The organism is Cellulophaga geojensis KL-A (assembly GCF_000568425.1).
GTDB classification, from domain to species: Bacteria; Bacteroidota; Bacteroidia; order Flavobacteriales; family Flavobacteriaceae; genus Cellulophaga; species Cellulophaga lytica.
On the sequence record NZ_ARZX01000002.1, the window covers coordinates 1 to 16,265 of the forward strand.

Annotated in this window: 18 protein-coding genes; 10 read left to right on the forward strand and 8 right to left on the reverse strand. The window is 31.1% G+C overall.

Translation table 11 applies throughout. The features are described 5' to 3' along the window. Positions 1 to 117: 117 nt before the first annotated feature. The gene (locus KLA_RS02270; RefSeq protein WP_013622542.1) at positions 118 to 498 is read right to left on the reverse strand and encodes a hypothetical protein; all 381 of its coding nucleotides are present in this window, start codon (positions 496 to 498) and stop codon (positions 118 to 120) included. Positions 499 to 562: 64 nt separating this feature from the next. Beyond that, positions 563 to 910, reverse strand: coding sequence for a helix-turn-helix transcriptional regulator (locus KLA_RS02275; protein WP_034643409.1), 348 nt, complete (start codon positions 908 to 910; stop codon positions 563 to 565). 301 nt (positions 911 to 1,211) lie between these two features. On the opposite strand from KLA_RS02275, the gene KLA_RS02280 reads away from it, so the two are divergent. The 3 genes from KLA_RS02280 (at position 1,212) to KLA_RS02290 (ending at position 3,502) form a co-directional block, all read left to right on the forward strand. Continuing rightward, on the forward strand, positions 1,212 to 2,327 hold the full coding sequence (locus KLA_RS02280) for a M14 metallopeptidase family protein (protein WP_034643412.1): 1,116 nt from the start codon (positions 1,212 to 1,214) through the stop codon (positions 2,325 to 2,327). 107 nt (positions 2,328 to 2,434) lie between these two features. After that, positions 2,435 to 2,914, forward strand: a complete 480-nt coding sequence (locus KLA_RS02285) for an Lrp/AsnC family transcriptional regulator (RefSeq protein WP_013622539.1) — start codon at positions 2,435 to 2,437, stop codon at positions 2,912 to 2,914. A 72-nt stretch (positions 2,915 to 2,986) separates the two neighbouring features. After that, complete coding sequence (locus KLA_RS02290; RefSeq protein ID WP_034643415.1) at positions 2,987 to 3,502, forward strand: DinB family protein; 516 nt, start codon at positions 2,987 to 2,989, stop codon at positions 3,500 to 3,502. Between the two features lie 20 nt (positions 3,503 to 3,522). Here the strand turns inward: KLA_RS02290 and KLA_RS02295 are convergent, their stop codons facing one another. Next, positions 3,523 to 3,819 (reverse strand): hypothetical protein, encoded by a 297-nt coding sequence (locus KLA_RS02295; RefSeq protein WP_013622537.1) that lies wholly within the window; start codon positions 3,817 to 3,819, stop codon positions 3,523 to 3,525. 98 nt (positions 3,820 to 3,917) lie between these two features. Continuing rightward, positions 3,918 to 4,979, reverse strand: a complete 1,062-nt coding sequence (aroB, locus tag KLA_RS02300) for a 3-dehydroquinate synthase (RefSeq protein ID WP_013622536.1) — start codon at positions 4,977 to 4,979, stop codon at positions 3,918 to 3,920. Positions 4,980 to 5,073: 94 nt separating this feature from the next. On the opposite strand from aroB, the gene KLA_RS02305 reads away from it, so the two are divergent. After that, positions 5,074 to 6,240, forward strand: a complete 1,167-nt coding sequence (locus tag KLA_RS02305) for a proline dehydrogenase family protein (protein ID WP_013622535.1) — start codon at positions 5,074 to 5,076, stop codon at positions 6,238 to 6,240. A 69-nt stretch (positions 6,241 to 6,309) separates the two neighbouring features. Here KLA_RS02305 and KLA_RS02310 read toward each other — a convergent pair whose 3' ends face one another. From KLA_RS02310 to KLA_RS02325, 4 genes are all read right to left on the reverse strand, one after another. Next, positions 6,310 to 6,696 carry a hypothetical protein gene (locus KLA_RS02310; RefSeq protein WP_013622534.1) on the reverse strand — a complete coding sequence of 129 codons (387 nt, stop codon included), beginning with the start codon at positions 6,694 to 6,696 and terminating at the stop codon, positions 6,310 to 6,312. Position 6,697: 1 nt separating this feature from the next. Beyond that, positions 6,698 to 7,897, reverse strand: coding sequence for an alanine dehydrogenase (locus KLA_RS02315; RefSeq protein WP_013622533.1), 1,200 nt, complete (start codon positions 7,895 to 7,897; stop codon positions 6,698 to 6,700). 85 nt (positions 7,898 to 7,982) lie between these two features. Beyond that, complete coding sequence (gene tsaE / locus KLA_RS02320) at positions 7,983 to 8,390, reverse strand: tRNA (adenosine(37)-N6)-threonylcarbamoyltransferase complex ATPase subunit type 1 TsaE (RefSeq protein WP_034643420.1); 408 nt, start codon at positions 8,388 to 8,390, stop codon at positions 7,983 to 7,985. Positions 8,391 to 8,444: 54 nt separating this feature from the next. Then, positions 8,445 to 9,989, reverse strand: coding sequence for a bifunctional response regulator/alkaline phosphatase family protein (locus tag KLA_RS02325; RefSeq protein WP_034643424.1), 1,545 nt, complete (start codon positions 9,987 to 9,989; stop codon positions 8,445 to 8,447). Positions 9,990 to 10,026: 37 nt separating this feature from the next. On the opposite strand from KLA_RS02325, the gene KLA_RS02330 reads away from it, so the two are divergent. The 6 genes from KLA_RS02330 (at position 10,027) to KLA_RS02355 (ending at position 16,239) form a co-directional block, all read left to right on the forward strand. After that, positions 10,027 to 11,253: an HD domain-containing protein gene (locus KLA_RS02330; protein ID WP_034643427.1), complete on the forward strand. Its 1,227-nt coding sequence runs from the start codon at positions 10,027 to 10,029 to the stop codon at positions 11,251 to 11,253. A gap of 224 nt (positions 11,254 to 11,477) precedes the next feature. After that, a complete protein-coding gene (gene lpxD / locus KLA_RS02335; protein WP_013622529.1) occupies positions 11,478 to 12,503 on the forward strand; it encodes a UDP-3-O-(3-hydroxymyristoyl)glucosamine N-acyltransferase in 1,026 nt (341 codons plus the stop codon). Beyond that, positions 12,493 to 13,896 carry a bifunctional UDP-3-O-[3-hydroxymyristoyl] N-acetylglucosamine deacetylase/3-hydroxyacyl-ACP dehydratase gene (locus KLA_RS02340; protein ID WP_034643431.1) on the forward strand — a complete coding sequence of 468 codons (1,404 nt, stop codon included), beginning with the start codon at positions 12,493 to 12,495 and terminating at the stop codon, positions 13,894 to 13,896. The genes lpxD and KLA_RS02340 overlap by 11 nt, the downstream gene beginning before the upstream one ends. Position 13,897: 1 nt before the next feature. After that, the gene (gene lpxA / locus KLA_RS02345; RefSeq protein ID WP_013622527.1) at positions 13,898 to 14,683 is read left to right on the forward strand and encodes an acyl-ACP--UDP-N-acetylglucosamine O-acyltransferase; all 786 of its coding nucleotides are present in this window, start codon (positions 13,898 to 13,900) and stop codon (positions 14,681 to 14,683) included. Positions 14,684 to 14,691: 8 nt separating this feature from the next. Beyond that, on the forward strand, positions 14,692 to 15,258 hold the full coding sequence (gene efp / locus KLA_RS02350; protein WP_013622526.1) for an elongation factor P: 567 nt from the start codon (positions 14,692 to 14,694) through the stop codon (positions 15,256 to 15,258). Positions 15,259 to 15,303: 45 nt separating this feature from the next. After that, positions 15,304 to 16,239, forward strand: coding sequence for a UDP-3-O-(3-hydroxymyristoyl)glucosamine N-acyltransferase (locus KLA_RS02355; protein WP_013622525.1), 936 nt, complete (start codon positions 15,304 to 15,306; stop codon positions 16,237 to 16,239). The last annotated feature ends 26 nt before the right edge of the window (positions 16,240 to 16,265 follow it).

A 16,265-nucleotide genomic window follows, 5' to 3' on the forward strand; every position in this document is an offset into this window, starting at 1 on the left:
TAATCTGTATCGATTATTTAGGACTAGTCACCTTTTTAAAAGGTGTAATGTTTATTCTGAGTAATATGTTTTAACTGATGAGTAAAGCCTTAAAACGGTTGGTAATTGATTTATGAGCTACTTTTTAACCCTGATAGCTTTACCTTTCATAACAATCAATTCTTTTTTTGGGTCTCTAGCAGCATTACTGTATTCAAAAGTATAACTATCGCTGGTTGTTTCTAAAATTTTAAAATGAATAGAAGACTGATCTTTAAGTGATTTTAAAACAAACTCACAATCGTTTATCCAGCGTACAGATGAGCTATCCACTTTGTTTTCATAATATTCAACACTGTATTTCTCATCTCTTGTAAAACGTCCTGTTTTCTTCTCTCCGTTAATCTCGTAATTAAAAGTAAATTCGCCAGTTTTAAAGTCGGTACAATCCCTTTTAGGAGCGTAACAAGATGTTAGTAAAGCTGCAGAGGCAATAAGGTAAAAATGTTTTATTTTCATAAAGCAAAAATAATTAATTATGCCAGACTTCTAAAGCGTTATATTGTTAAATAAGTAATTGAATTTAATTTTTATCAAAGGTTTCAAAAGTTCCATCTGTGTAAAAAATAATTACTTTACTTACTTCTTTTCTTAAAGCTTCTTTTTCTTTTTTAATTGTGGTAGAGGGAGTGTTATAATCATTTACTTGAGGAAAACTTCCTTTCCCATTTAAAAGCCAATATAAATTTACTTCAGGAAAGTGGGTTACTACTTTTAAAACAAACTCTAAACTAGGTTTGTTTCTTCCGGATAGTAAATGTGATATACTGGACCTTTGTACTTCTACTTTTTCTGCAAAAGCAGCAGCGGTTAAGTCGTAGTAATTAATTATTTTTTCTAGTCGTTTTATAAACTCTTCAGAATTTACCATTGTAACATTTAGAGGTTTTATATGTTTCTTTTTTATTGAAAATAGCTTGTATAATTAATTTTATTATTATATTTTCACTTTAAGTAAATTGATTTAAGTGATTAAAAAACAATAGTTTATTGTGTTTTTATAAGTAAAACTTATACTTTGCTATTTTTAATATTACAAATGTAACTAAATAATAGTTATATTTATTTTTTATGTTTACAAAAGTAAATTTTGAAGTTACATTTGTAACTTAAGTTGTTACATATGTAACTTAATATAGCGTTATATTTACTGCTTAATAATAAGGATGTAGATGATAGATTTTAAGCAGATATTTTTAAGTTGTAAGGAGGATAGAGTAGCTGGGAGATACGTAACAAATGAGGATGTTTTTCCTTTTTTAGAAGCTAGCATTTTTAAGAATGAAATTAAGCAAGTAGGAAAATCTGTTTTGGGGGAACCTATAAAGTTAATTACAATTGGTGGTGGAGAAACTAAAATTTTAATGTGGTCTCAAATGCACGGTAATGAGTCTACAACAACAAAAGCAGTTTTAGATTTTATTAATTTTTTAGAGGAGCCTTCAGATTTACAATCTTCAATATTAAAAAAGTGCACAATACAAATTATTCCAATATTAAATCCTGATGGTGCAAAAGCATATACCAGAATTAATGCTAATGAAATAGATTTAAATAGAGACGCACAAGATAGGAGTCAGCCTGAAAGTATAATTCTAAGACAAGTTTATGAAAACTTTAAACCTGATTTTTGTTTTAACTTACATGATCAGAGAACAATTTTTAATGTAGGTGAAACAAATAAACCTGCTACAGTGTCTTTTTTAGCTCCCGCCTTCAATAAGGAAAGAGCTTTATCTCCTTCAAGAGAAAAAAGTATGCAGCTTATAGTGGCAATGAATAGTGTTTTGCAAAATTTTATTCCAGGTCAAGTTGGTAGGTATGATGACGGATTTAATAGTAATTGTGTTGGAGATGCTTTTCAAATGTTGAACACACCAACCATTTTGTTTGAATCTGGACACTTTCCTGAGGATTATGAAAGAGAAAAAACTAGAGAATTTATTTTTTATTCCTTGTTAAAGGGAGTAGAGACTATAGCAAATAACTCGCTAAATAACTTTAAAGTTAGCTCTTATTTTGAAATACCAGAGAATGGTAAGCAATTTTTAGACCTTATTATATATAATACTAAAAATATAGTAACTACATATTCTGAAGTCAATTCTTTAGGAATTCTTTATAAAGAAGTGTTAAAAGATGACAAAGTTGTTTTTGAACCTGTTGTAGCAGAGGTTAAAAATTTAGACAATTTTTATGCACATAAAACACTTAATTTACTGAATAGTAGTGATTTAGATTTTGTTAAAAATAACAATCTTTTATCTACTGCATTGCTTGGTAATTAACAATTTAATTAGTATATGTAAAATAATTGCATTATTGATAAAAAAAAGTCATATTTAGTGCGTATATCTTCTTATTTTACTATTTTTGTTCCAAATTTAATTATATAATGACTAAAGTTAAGCTAGACGAAATTGATCACCAAATTCTGGATATGTTAATTGACAATACCAGAACTCCGTTTACAGATATCGCAAAAAAATTACTTATATCTGCGGGTACTGTACATGTAAGGGTAAAGAAAATGGAAGAAGCCGGAATTATACAAGGTTCATCTTTAACATTGGACTATGTTAAGTTAGGTTATTCTTTTATTGCTTATGTAGGAATATTTTTAGAAAAAACACATCAAACTAAGTTTGTTTTAGAGCGTTTAATAGGTATACCTTACGTTACTGTAGCGCATATTACAACAGGCAAGTTTAATATTTTTTGTAAAATTAGAGCTAGGGATACTCAACATGCTAAAAATATCATTTTTAAAATAGATGATATTGATGGCATTAGCAGAACAGAAACAATGATTTCTTTAGAAGAAAGTATTAACGATAAAAAACGTTTAATGCATACAATTTTTAATGAATTGTAATTTCTTAATATTGAAAGTAAATTAATAACACCAACCCAATGTTTTACGCATTGGGTTTTTTATTTTTTTTAAATGAAAGCAACAGAATTAACACTGCAAGATTATAATGCTTATTATAAAGGGTATATAGATTTGGTAGGAGATGTAAGTTTACTTGCCGCTTTGCAAAATGGAAAAAAGAAATTTAAAGACTTAATAGCTGTTATTCCAGATAGTAAGTTGGATTTTTCTTACGCAACCGGAAAGTGGACTGTAGCAGAGGTTTTAGTACATATTATTGATACAGAACGTATTTTTCAATATAGAGCTTTGAGGTTTTCTAGATTAGATGCTACACCTTTACCTGGTTTTGAGCAAGATGATTATGTACCAACATCTAATGCAAACTCAAGAAACAGAAAAAGTTTGCTGCAAGAATTTTTAGATGTGAGAGCGGCAACAATTTCTTTATTTGCTAGCCTAACACAAGAGCAATTAAAATTTATAGGTACAGCAAGTAACTCGCCAATGAGTACTGCTGCTGCAGGCTTTGTTGCGTGCGGTCATTTAGAACATCATTCTAAAATAATTTTAGAAAGATATTTATAAAAAGAATTTAAGAGAAATAATTATTCGGTCTCCTCTGCGTCTTCAAAATTTGCAGATGCAGAAGTTTCTGTACCTGTAGACTCTAGTTCTTTTTCTATAGCTTCATCAAAATTTGCAATAAAGTTAGATAAGCTTTTACTTATTCTAACTAAATAAATAGTGTCTTCGGTTTTAACTTCAACAGCTTCTACAAATTCTCCTTTTGCATTTTTAAAAACAATAATGTCGTTATCACCATATCCGTGTGGGTAAGACTCTATTAATTTTGCAGCTACTTTGTGGTCAAGTTTTTTGTAATCTACTAGTTTGCGTAACATAATTCATTGGTTTTAGTTTTACAAGAACTAAACTAAAACTTTTTTCCCTTCAAAATTGTAATTAGTTGTGTAGCAGGGGTATTATGTAGGTGTGTGTCTTAAACTTTGTAGTATGCAAAAGATTGGTGTAATAAATCTTCATCAACAGTAACATCAATTTCACATTCTCCAATAGATTTTAGTAAAACAAAGTTAATATTACCGTGAGAGTTCTTTTTATCAAACTTTAAGTAGGTTAAAATATTTTTAATATCCTCTTTTGTAAATGTTACTTTACCGTATTGTTTTGTAAAAGTACTTTTTATAGCTTCTAAAGCTTCGTTAGTTAAACCTGTTAGTTTGTTACTTAGATAGGCTTCTAGTACCATACCTACAGCAATAGCTTCACCGTGTAGTAATGTTTCTTTGTCTTCAGTTTCTAAAAAGTAAGACTCAATAGCGTGGCCAAGTGTGTGACCGTAATTTAAAATTTTACGTAAATTTTGCTCGGTTGGGTCTATAGTTACAACATTGTTTTTAATAACAACAGAATCGTAAATAAACTCATCTAAATTTGTAAAATCAGCTACTAAATTTAGTTCATTCCAATATTTCTTATCCTTTATTAAACCGTGTTTTAGCATTTCTGCAAAGCCACTGTTTAATTGTCTTTCCTCTAATGTTTGCAGAAATGAAGAAATAACTAATACCATTTGTGGTTGGTTAATAACGCCAACTTGATTTTTTAAAGAGCCTAAATCTACACCAGTTTTTCCTCCTACAGAAGCATCAACCATAGATAATAAGGTGGTAGGAACATTAATAAAATCTATTCCTCTTTTAAATGTAGAAGCAACAAAGCCTCCTAAGTCAGTAATAACACCGCCACCAAGATTTATCATAACGCTTTTGCGGTCTGCGTCTAACTCAGATAAAACGTGCCATACTTGTACACAGGTTTCTATGGTCTTGTTAATTTCACCTTCTTCAATTTCAATTATCTCAAAATTATAATCGCCATTAATTTGCGCCATAAAATTTGGCAAACAGTGTTGGTGGGTGTTTTCATCAACCAAAATAAACACCTTAGAGTAGTTAGCTTTAGCTAAATGAGTGTTTAGTTCTGAGTATGCTTTTTGGTTAAAATGAACTGAATATTTTTGAGCTGAAATTGACTGCATGATTCTTATTTTAAAATATGCAAAATAAACACATATTTTAGTTATTAGAATATAAAATCTGTATTTATATTTGCTCTTTACGAAATTATTAAAAATGGAACAAATTTTTGAAAATACAGCAACTGCTTTTGCTTTAAAATCGGATTCTGAATTAGAAAGAGCCTATTTTTTATTCAAGCTTATTGCTAATGAACCGTTAGTACGCATTGGTACTGCGGTTACAAATTTTGCTATTAAAGCACATTTACCTGTAGAGGGCTTAATTAGAGCTACTGTTTTTGACCATTTTTGTGGTGGTGTTAGCGAAGTGGATTGCTTGCCTGTAATAGATAAAATGTACGATAAAAAAGTAAGTACAATTTTAGATTATTCTGTAGAGGGTAAGGAAGAAGAAAATCATTTTGATCTTGCGTATCAAAAAATACTAAATGTATTAGATTTTGTAAAAGAGAAAGAGTCTATACCGCTAGCTGTTTTTAAACCTACTGGTTTTGGAAGATTTATTCTTTTTGAAAAAGTTGGGGCAGGCATTGCTTTAACAGAAATGGAGCAGTTAGAGTGGGATAGAATTGTTGCTAGGTTTGATAAAGTTTGTAAAAAGGCTTACGATTTAGATGTTGCGCTTTTAGTTGATGGTGAAGAAAGTTGGATGCAAGATGCAGCAGATGATTTATGTACTTTAATGATGCGTAAATACAATAAAGAAAAAGTTGTTGTGTATAATACGTTGCAGATGTATCGTTGGGATAGATTAGATTATCTTAAAAAATTACATATAGAGGCTAAAGAAGAAGGTTTTAAAATTGGGATGAAAGTGGTGCGTGGTGCGTATATGGAAAAGGAAAATGAAAGAGCTGAAGAAAAAGGTTATCCTACACCAATTTGTGCCTCTAAAAAGGATACCGATGATAATTTTGATGCTGCTGTGGCCTATATGATTGATCATTTAGATGACATGTCTATTTTTATGGGTACACACAATGAAAATAGCTGTTACACTTTGATGCAGTTAATGGAGAAGAAAAATATTCCTCATTCAGATTCTCGTGTATGGTTTGGGCAATTGTATGGTATGAGTGATCATATCTCTTTTAATTTAGCTGATAAAGGATATAATGTTGCTAAATATTTACCTTTTGGACCAGTTAGAGATGTAATGCCTTACTTAATACGTAGAGCAGAGGAAAATACATCTGTTGCAGGGCAAACAACAAGAGAATTATCTTTATTAAAAGAGGAGCGCAAAAGAAGAAAAATATAATATATGACTATTAATAAAAAAGGTGAGTTTTTAAAACTCACCTTTTTTTTATGTCAATTTTCAGTAAAGTTATTTGCTAAGATCTATTTTATCTATAACAACCTTGTCTGTGCAGTTTATTACAGTTAAAACGGCTTCTTTTTCTTTAATTAAACCTTCAATTTTATAGGTTTTGCAAGGTGTAGATTTAGTGTCACTGTTTCCAAAATCTATGTCTCCATCGTTTAAAAAATAAGCAACTGTTGTAGAGTCTATAGTCTTATTGTTTAGTAAAGTTTTTATATCGTTAGAGTAGGATAGTGGTTTAGAGCGCAGGTCTTTAAGAACTCTACAATTAGGAAAATAACAGAACTCTGTTCCTGTTTCGTCTGATTTCTTTTTTAAGAAAAAAGTTAAAAATACAATACCGATTGATAGTCCTACTAAGTACCATCCTAATCGTTTGATGAATGCCATATTAAAAAATTAAAAAATTGATATCACTATACTGTAAGTCGTACCATTCTCCTACAGATTTGTTTGTTAAAATTCCGTGGTACATATATAGTCCGTTTCGTAAGCCTTTATCAAAACGTAATGCATTTTCCATTCCACCATCTTCACCAATTTTTAAAAGGTAAGGTGTAAAAATATTGCTTATAGATATTGATGAAGTTTTTGGGTATCTAGACGGTATGTTGGGTACGCAATAGTGTACTACACCGTGTTTTGTTATAGTTGGTTTATTGTGTGTGGTTAGTTCAGAGGTTTCAAAACAGCCACCCATATCTATACTAACATCAATAACTACAGCATCTTTTTTCATATTTTCTACCATAGTTTCTGTAACTACAATAGGAGAGCGGTCTTTACCTCTAATGGCTCCAATGGCTACATCACACCTTTTTAAAGACTTTAAAAGGTTCTTTGGTTGTAATGTAGATGTGTATACGGTTTGTTTTAAGTTGGTTTGTATTTGTCTTAACTTGGTGATAGAATTATCAAAAATTTTCACGTTAGCACCTAGTCCAATTGCAGATCTGGCTGCAAACTCACCAACGGTGCCAGCGCCAATTATAACAACTTCTACAGGAGGCACGCCACTAATATTTCCAAACATTAATCCATTACCATTATTTGTTGTGGCCATTAGTTCTGATGCAATTAGGACTGATGAAATTCCTGCTATTTCACTCAAAGATCGTACAGCGGGGTATTTACCATCTTCGTCTTGTATATATTCAAAAGCAATTGCTGTAATTCGTTTTTTTGCTAATTCTTCAAAATATTTTTTAGATTGTGTTTTAATTTGAAGTGCAGATATAATTGTTGTCTGCGGATTTAGCATTTGTATTTCAGAAAGCGTAGGTGGTTCTACTTTTAAAATAAGCGGACAAGAAAACACCTTTTTAGTGTCTTTTGTTACTTCTGCACCTGCGTTTGTGTAATCTAAATCAGAAAAACTTGCACCTTCACCAGCGCCAGACTCTATTAAAACACGATGTCCGTTACAGGTAAGGGCATTTACTGCATCTGGAGTTAAACATATTCTTTTTTCTTGATACTGATTCTCTTTCAGCATCCCAATAAATAATTCTCCCTTTTTTCTAAGGATTTCTAGCTTTTCTTCTTGTGGTAGTAGTTGGTATTTGCTAAATGGCGAAGAAGGCTGATTCATATCCGTTAGTGTTTGTTAAACTGACCATCAAAATTACAATTTTATTTTTAAAACCATTGGTTAATTAGGTTTTTCTAAGTCGTTATTAAAAACTGATTCTACGGTCTGTAGGGTTAATTACTTCTAGTTTTATATTAGTAGCATCTTCAGGTAAAAAAGACGTTATTTTTTCTGGCCATTCTATAAAAACCCATTTATTGGCATAAAAATAATCTTCTATACCTATGTCTAGTGCTTCCATTTCATCTTCTAACCTGTAAAAATCAAAATGATAAGCCAAGGTTTTGTTTTTGTTATCGTGGTACTCGTTTACAATACCAAAAGTAGGGCTAGAGGTATCGCCAATAACACCTAGTTCTTTCATTATAGCTTTAATTAAAGTGGTTTTTCCAGCACCCATTTCACCATAAAAACAAAGTGTTTTAGTAGGTGCGTTAGCGATGATTTTTTTAGCTATATTTTGTATTTCAGATGTGGAAAATGTAGTGTTCATTTTTGTTATAAATTATAAAAACGCAAATGTAGTTGCCAATTAGTTTGTGTGCAATTATCTAGGCTCTAAAACAACAAAAGGTATAATCATTTCTTCTAAGGAAACGCCCCCATGTTGGTAAGTGTTTCTGTAGTAACTTACATAATGATTGTAGTTGTTTGGATAAGCAAAAAACAAATCATTTTTAGCAAAAATAAAAGAGCTACTCATATTAATAGTAGGTAGTTGTAAGTCTTTAGGGTTTTTGGCAGAAAGCACGTCTTTATTGTCATATGATAAGCTTCGCCCTGTTTTATATCTTAAGTTTAGGCTAGTGTCTTTATCCCCCACAACCTTAGATGGTTGCTTAACGTTAATTGTGCCGTGGTCTGTGGTAATTATTAGTTTTTGCCCCATAGCTTGCGCTTGCTGTATAATTTCTAGCAAAGGAGAATTTTTAAACCAACTTACAGTTAAAGATCTGTAAGCTTTGTCATTGCTTGCAAGCTCTTTTATTACTTCCATTTCTGTTTTTGCATGTGATAACATATCTACAAAATTGTAGACAATTACAGTAAGATTATTGTCTTTTTGAGTTTTGTAGTTTTGAGACAATTGTTTGCCTTGTTTTAGGCTGCTAATTTTGTGGTATTCCCATTTTAAATCTAACCCAAGCCTTTTTAATTGTGCACCAAGAAAATCCTCTTCGTGTAAATTTTTACCACCTGCATCTATATCATTTTTCCACCAGTTTGGGTGTTGTTTTTCCATTTCTAGTGGTGTTAAACCAGAAAATATAGCATTACGCGCATATTGAGTTGCTGTGGGTAAAATGCTAAAATAAGGCGTTTCTTTTTTCTTTTTGTAAAAAGAATTTACGGTACTCTCAAAAGCCAACCATTGGTCATACCTTAAGTTATCTACAACAACAAGTAATGTAGATTTATCTTTTAGCTCGGGCTTAATTAAGTTTTTAAATAGCGTATGTGATAAAACAGGAGTATTGTCACTAGAAAACCAATTAGGGTAGTTTTTATCTATAAACTTACCAAACTGATTATTTGCCTCAATTTTCTGAGATTCAAGAATTTCAAACATACCAGAGTCTTCTATTTCCTCTAGTTGTAACTCCCAATGAATAAGTTTTTTATATAAATCTACCCACTCTTCATAAGAATTAACCATAGATAAATCCATAGAAATTTTACGAAACTCTTGTTGGTAATTAGACGTTGTTTTTTCTGATATTAATCTAGAGTGGTCTAAACTCTTTTTTAAACTAAGTAATATTTGGTTTGGGTTAACAGGTTTTATTAGGTAATCTGCTATTTTAGAGCCAATTGCCTCTTCCATAATTAGCTCTTCTTCACTTTTTGTAATCATTACAACTGGTAAAGAAGTGTGTGTTTTTTTAATTTCAGAAAGTGTCTCTAAACCACTAATTCCGGGCATATTTTCATCTAAAAAAACAATGTCCACTTTAGTACCCTCTAGTTCTTCCAAAGCTTCTCTACCACTTTGGCAAGTTATCACTTGGTAATTTTTCTTTTCTAGAAATATTATGTGTGGTTTAAGTAAATCTATTTCATCATCTACCCAAAGTATTGTTATCTTGTTCATTTAGTGTCTATATTTGTAATTGTAAAGAAAGAAGATTTTGATTATATCTAACAAACTTAAAATATTCAATGATCCAATTTACGGATTTATTGGCATACCAAGCACGCTAATTTTTAATATTATTGCGCACCCTTATTTCCAAAGGCTTCGCAGAATATCGCAAACAGGTTTAACGTATTTAGTATATCCTGGTGCACAACATACTAGATTTCAGCACGCACTTGGCTGTATGCATTTAATGGAGCAGGCTGTGCAAATACTCCGCTTTAAAGGTGTAAAAATATCCAAAAAAGAAGAAGAAGGACTCTTATGTGCTATTCTTTTGCATGACATTGGTCATGGTCCCTTTTCTCATGCAATGGAGCATACTATTGTAGAAGGTGTGGATCATGAGGCAATTTCATTGGTCTTTATGCAACAATTAAATAAAGAGTTTAATGGTAAATTAGATACTGCTATAGCTATTTTTAAAAAAGAACACCCAAAAAAGTTTTTAAATGATTTGGTATCTAGTCAGTTAGATATGGATAGGTTAGATTATTTAAAAAGAGACAGTTTTTACACAGGTGTAGCAGAAGGTAATATTAATGCAGAACGCCTAATTACAATGCTTAATGTAGTAGATGGTGATTTAGTGGTAGAAGAAAAGGGAATTTACTCTGTAGAGAAATTTTTAATGGCCCGTAGGTTTATGTATTGGCAAGTGTATTTACATAAAACAGGCTTGGTAGCAGAGCAATTATTAATAAAAACATTAAAAAGGGCAAAGGAATTAATACATAGCGGTAATAATTTGCCTTGTAGTTCTATTTTATCATTTTTTATAAAAAACAAAATAACGTTAAAAGATTTTAATGCAGATGTTATTGAAAAATTTTCAGAGTTAGATGATATAGATATTATGGCAGCTATAAAAGAATGGCAGCATAATAGTGATTTTGTATTATCTACTTTAAGCAGAATGATATTGCATAGAGATTTGCTACATATTAAAATGAAGAAAAAGCCAATATCTGCAATAAAAGTAAAAAAAGAGTTTAATTTATTTAAAGAAAAACACAATTTAACTGATGAAGAAACAGCATACTTTGTGTTTAGTGGAGAAATAAAAAACACAGCATATATACAGCATGTACAACCTATAAAAGTGCTTAAAGAAAACGGAAAAATAACAGATGTTTCAAAAGCATCAGACCAGTTAAATAGCAAAACATTATCTAAAACAGTTACTAAATATTATGCTTGTTATCCTAAAATAGAATAGGTTAATGTAAAAAAAATGTAAAGAAAATTTAGATATATTATAACAGGTTAAAGTTTATAAGCCAGGGCTTTACTGGGTTTTGTAAAAACACAACTCAAGTAAAATGTAAACATTTCACTATTTTTCTTACTTTTGTCACCGTTAATTATGGTTTTGCAAAACCTTAATTTTTTAATAATACATAATAAGGACAAAAAACACCTTACTAAATTAATTAACAACACGTGAAGTTTACAGCTAGTCAAATTGCAGGTATTTTAGAAGGTGAAGTTCAGGGAGATCCTGAAATTACTGTACATACACTTGCTAAAATAGAAGAAGGAAAAGCGGGTTCGCTTACCTTTTTAGCTAATCCAAAATATACCCCGCATTTATATACAACAGAAGCATCTATAACTATTGTAAACAAAGACTTTTCTCCAGAAAAAGAGTTTACAACAACTTTAATAAAAGTAGAGGATGCCTACCAGTCTTTTACAAAATTGTTAACCTATTATGATCAGGTTAAAAATGATAAAAGCGGTATAGAACAACCTGTTTATGTAGATGAATCTTCTAGCTATGGAGAAAATGTTTACTTAGGTGCATTTACTTATATTGGTAAAAACGTAACCATAGGTAAAAATGCAAAAATATATCCAAACGTATACATATCAGATAACGTAACCATAGGAGATAATGTATCTTTATTTTCTGGAGCAAAAATATGCTCAGACTCTATAATTGGTAACAACTGCGTAATACATACAGGAGTTATAATAGGATCTGATGGTTTTGGTTTTTCTCCAAATACAGATGGTACTTTTACAAAAATACCACAAATTGGCAATGTAATTTTAGAGGATAATGTAGATGTTGGTGCAGGTACAACAATAGACCGCGCAACTATGGGATCTACAATTATTAAAAAAGGTGTAAAATTAGATAATCAAATACAAATTGCCCATAACGTAGAAATTGGAGAAAACACTGTAATTGCTGCACAAACAGGTATTGCAGGGTCTACTAAAATTGGAAAAAATTGTATGATAGGTGGCCAAGTAGGTATTGTAGGTCATATTTCTATAGGAGATAATGTACGCATACAAGCACAGTCTGGCATAGGTAAAAACATTAAAGATAATGAGGTTTTACAAGGCTCACCTGCTATGAATTATGGAGATTTTAATAAGTCTTATGTTCATTTTAAAAACTTACCAAAAATAGTAAAAGGAATAAATAACATTGAAAAAAAGTTTGATGGCAAATAAACCCAATGCAAAACAGAGAACTATAGCTAAAGAAGCTACGCTTACAGGTGTAGGTTTACACACAGGTGAAAAAGTTACAATGAAGTTTTTACCTGCTCCAGAAAATCACGGTTATGCTTTTAAACGTGTAGATTTAGAAGGAGAACCTATAATAGAGGCCGATGCTAATTTTGTAGAAAATACACAGCGTGGTACTAATTTAGAAAAGAAAGGTGTTAAAATACAAACACCAGAACATGTATTAGCTGCACTAGTAGGTTTAGAGATAGACAATGTTTTAATAGAGTTAAACTCTCCAGAGTTACCAATAATGGATGGCTCATCAAAGTTTTTTGTTGAGGCTTTAGAAAATGCAGGTGTAGTAGAGCAAGAAAAAGAAAGAGAAGAATACATTGTTAAAGATGTTATCTCTTATAAGGATGAAGCTTCTGGTAGTGAAATTACTATTATTCCTTCTGATGATTACCAAATAACAACTATGGTAGACTTTGGAACCAAGGTTTTGGGTACACAAAATGCTACTTTGTTAAAATTATCAGACTTTAAAGAAGAAATTTCTAATGCAAGAACATTTAGTTTTTTGCATGAGTTAGAAATGTTATTAGAACACGGACTTATTAAAGGAGGTGATTTAAATAATGCCATAGTTTATGTAGATAAAGAAATATCTGATGAAACAATGAAAAAGCTTGAAAAAGCTTTTGGAAAAGAGAAATTATCTGTTAAGCCTAACGGAATTTTAGATAACCTAACACTGCACCAGCCAAATGAGGCTGCTCGTCATAAATTGTTAGATGTTATAGGAGATTTAGCTTTAACAGGTATTAGAATACGTGGTAAAGTTATAGCTAACAAGCCAGGTCATTTTGTAAATACACAATTTGCAAAAAAATTGGCTAAAATTATTAAGCTAGAAAAAAGAAATAGCGTTCCTAAATATGATTTGAGTTTACCTCCATTAATGGATATTCATCAAATTATGGATATGTTACCACACAGACCTCCGTTTTTATTAATAGACAGAGTATTAGAACTTTCTGATAATCATGTTGTGGGTATGAAAAACGTAACTATGAACGAACCTTTTTTTGTTGGACATTTCCCAGGAGCACCTGTAATGCCAGGTGTTTTACAAGTAGAGGCAATGGCGCAAACAGGAGGTATTTTGGTTTTAAGTACAGTTCCAGATCCAGAAAATTATTTAACTTTTTTTATGAAGATAGATAAAGTTAAATTTAAACAAAAGGTTTTACCAGGAGATACATTAATATTTCACTGTAGCCTTATAACACCAATACGCAGAGGAATATGTCATATGCAAGCGTATGCTTATGCAAATGATAAATTAGTTTGTGAAGCCGAAATGATGGCACAAATAGCAAAAAAACAATAGAATGAATCAACCTTTAGCGTATATACACCCAGGTGCTAAAATCGCAAAAAATGTTGTTGTAGAACCTTTTACAACAATACATAATAATGTAGTAATAGGCGAGGGAACTTGGATAGGTTCTAACGTAACTATTATGGAAGGCGCAAGAATTGGAAAAAATTGTAATATTTTTCCAGGAGCAATTATATCAGCAACACCACAAGATTTAAAATATGCTGGTGAAGAAACTATTGTAGAGATAGGAGATAATACAACTATTAGAGAGTGTGCTACTATAAACAGAGGTACATCAGACAGACAAAAAACCAAAATTGGAAAAAACTGTTTAATAATGGCTTATTGCCACGTTGCTCATGACTGTTTTGTGGGAGACAATTGTATTTTTTCTAACAATTCTACTTTAGCAGGTCATGTAACAGTAGGAGACAATGTTGTATTGGCTGGTTTAGTAGCGGTTCATCAATTTGTATCTATAGGTAACCACGCTTTTGTTACAGGTGGTTCTTTAGTGCGTAAAGATGTGCCACCTTATGTAAAAGCTGCCAGAGAACCATTATCTTATGTAGGTATAAACTCTGTAGGTTTACGTAGAAGAGGTATTTCTTCAGAAAAAATTAGAGAAGTACAGAATATTTACCGAATATTATATCAGAAAAATTATAACAATAGTCAGGCTGTAGAAATTATTGAAGCAGAAATGGAAGCAACTCCAGAACGCGACGAAATTCTTCAGTTTATTAGAGATTCTCAAAGAGGAATTATGAAAGGCTATTTTAGTTCAAATTAAATAAAAGTATGGCATCAACATCAGACATTAGAAAAGGATTGTGTATAAGATACAATCATGATATTTTTAAAATTGTAGAATTTTTACACGTAAAACCTGGTAAGGGACCAGCTTTTGTAAGAACTAAGTTAAAAAGTGTAACCACAGGTAAAGTAATTGATAATACTTTTTCTGCAGGCCATAAGATTGATGATGTGCGTGTAGAAACTCGTTCTTATCAGTTTTTATATGCAGAAGGTACCACGTATCATTTTATGAATACGGATGATTATAACCAAATTACGTTAGAAGAGAGTAGTTTAGATGCACCTGGCTTATTAAAAGAAGGAGAAGTTGTTACTATTTTATTTAATACAGAAGATAGTTTACCGTTATCTGTAGATATGCCTGCTAGTGTTATTTTAGAGGTTACGTATACAGAACCAGGAGTAAAAGGTAATACAGCTACAAATGCTACCAAGCCAGCTAAAGTAGAAACAGGAGCAGAAGTAAATGTGCCTCTTTTTATTAATGAAGGTGATAAAATAAAAGTTGATACAGAAAAAGGCTCTTACATGGAGCGTGTAAAAGAGTAAATCTTTTACTTTTTTGTAAAATATAAACATTAGGTACAATAACATTTGAAATTTCCTATTCCACATACTTTAAAGCAAATTGCAGCTATTATTAATTGCAGTTATGTTGGTGATGATAGTTTTTCCGTTTTAGGAATGAACGAGATTCACGTAGTTACCAAAGGTGATATTGTTTTTGTAGATCACCCTAAGTACTATGACAAGGCTTTACAATCTAACGCTACCATTATTTTAATAAATAAAGAAGTAGCTTGTCCTGAGGGTAAAGCATTGTTAATATCAGACGATCCTTTTAGAGATTTTAATAAGTTAACAGCTTACTTTAAACCTTTTAAAAAATCAGTTTCTACCATATCAGACTCTGCTATTATTGGAGAAGATACCATAATACAACCAAATGTCTTTGTAGGCAATAATGTTGTTATTGGAAAAAATTGTGTAATTCATTCTAATGTTTCAATTTATGATAACTGTGTTTTAGGTGATAATGTAACTATACATGCAGGATCTGTTTTAGGTGCAGATGCATTTTATTATAAAAACAGACCAGAGGGTTTTGATAAGTTATTGTCTGGCGGAAAAGTTGTGATAGAAAACAATGTAGACATAGGTGCACTTTGTACAATAGATAAAGGCGTAACTGGTAATACTACCATTGGTGAAGGCTCTAAGCTAGATAACCAAGTACATGTTGGTCATGATACTGTAATTGGTAAAAAATGTTTAATAGCATCACAAACAGGTATTGCTGGCTGTGTTATTATAGAGGATGAAGTTACACTTTGGGGTCAAGTAGGTACTACTAGCGGTATTACAATTGGTAAAAAAGCAGTTGTAATGGGGCAAACAGGTGTTACAAAATCTATTGTGGGTGGTAAAAGTTACTTTGGCACTCCTATAGAAGAATCCAGAGAAAAACTTAGACAATTGGCTAATGTTAAAAAAATACCATCTATTTTACAAAATATTAAAAATAAATAAACAAAGAATACTTTAATAATCGCCAA

What these genes read in the sequence shown, in the direction of transcription:
- KLA_RS02270 (WP_013622542.1), bottom strand. Translation starts at nt 498, where the DNA reads ATGAAAATAAAACATTTTTACCTTATTGCCTCTGCAGCTTTACTAACA.
- KLA_RS02275 (WP_034643409.1), bottom strand. Translation starts at nt 910, where the DNA reads ATGGTAAATTCTGAAGAGTTTATAAAACGACTAGAAAAAATAATTAAT.
- KLA_RS02280 (WP_034643412.1), top strand. Translation starts at nt 1,212, where the DNA reads ATGATAGATTTTAAGCAGATATTTTTAAGTTGTAAGGAGGATAGAGTA.
- KLA_RS02285 (WP_013622539.1), top strand. Translation starts at nt 2,435, where the DNA reads ATGACTAAAGTTAAGCTAGACGAAATTGATCACCAAATTCTGGATATG.
- KLA_RS02290 (WP_034643415.1), top strand. Translation starts at nt 2,987, where the DNA reads ATGAAAGCAACAGAATTAACACTGCAAGATTATAATGCTTATTATAAA.
- KLA_RS02295 (WP_013622537.1), bottom strand. Translation starts at nt 3,819, where the DNA reads ATGTTACGCAAACTAGTAGATTACAAAAAACTTGACCACAAAGTAGCT.
- aroB (WP_013622536.1), bottom strand. Translation starts at nt 4,979, where the DNA reads ATGCAGTCAATTTCAGCTCAAAAATATTCAGTTCATTTTAACCAAAAA.
- KLA_RS02305 (WP_013622535.1), top strand. Translation starts at nt 5,074, where the DNA reads ATGGAACAAATTTTTGAAAATACAGCAACTGCTTTTGCTTTAAAATCG.
- KLA_RS02310 (WP_013622534.1), bottom strand. Translation starts at nt 6,696, where the DNA reads ATGGCATTCATCAAACGATTAGGATGGTACTTAGTAGGACTATCAATC.
- KLA_RS02315 (WP_013622533.1), bottom strand. Translation starts at nt 7,897, where the DNA reads ATGAATCAGCCTTCTTCGCCATTTAGCAAATACCAACTACTACCACAA.
- tsaE (WP_034643420.1), bottom strand. Translation starts at nt 8,390, where the DNA reads ATGAACACTACATTTTCCACATCTGAAATACAAAATATAGCTAAAAAA.
- KLA_RS02325 (WP_034643424.1), bottom strand. Translation starts at nt 9,989, where the DNA reads ATGAACAAGATAACAATACTTTGGGTAGATGATGAAATAGATTTACTT.
- KLA_RS02340 (WP_034643431.1), top strand. Translation starts at nt 12,493, where the DNA reads ATGGCAAATAAACCCAATGCAAAACAGAGAACTATAGCTAAAGAAGCT.
- lpxA (WP_013622527.1), top strand. Translation starts at nt 13,898, where the DNA reads ATGAATCAACCTTTAGCGTATATACACCCAGGTGCTAAAATCGCAAAA.
- efp (WP_013622526.1), top strand. Translation starts at nt 14,692, where the DNA reads ATGGCATCAACATCAGACATTAGAAAAGGATTGTGTATAAGATACAAT.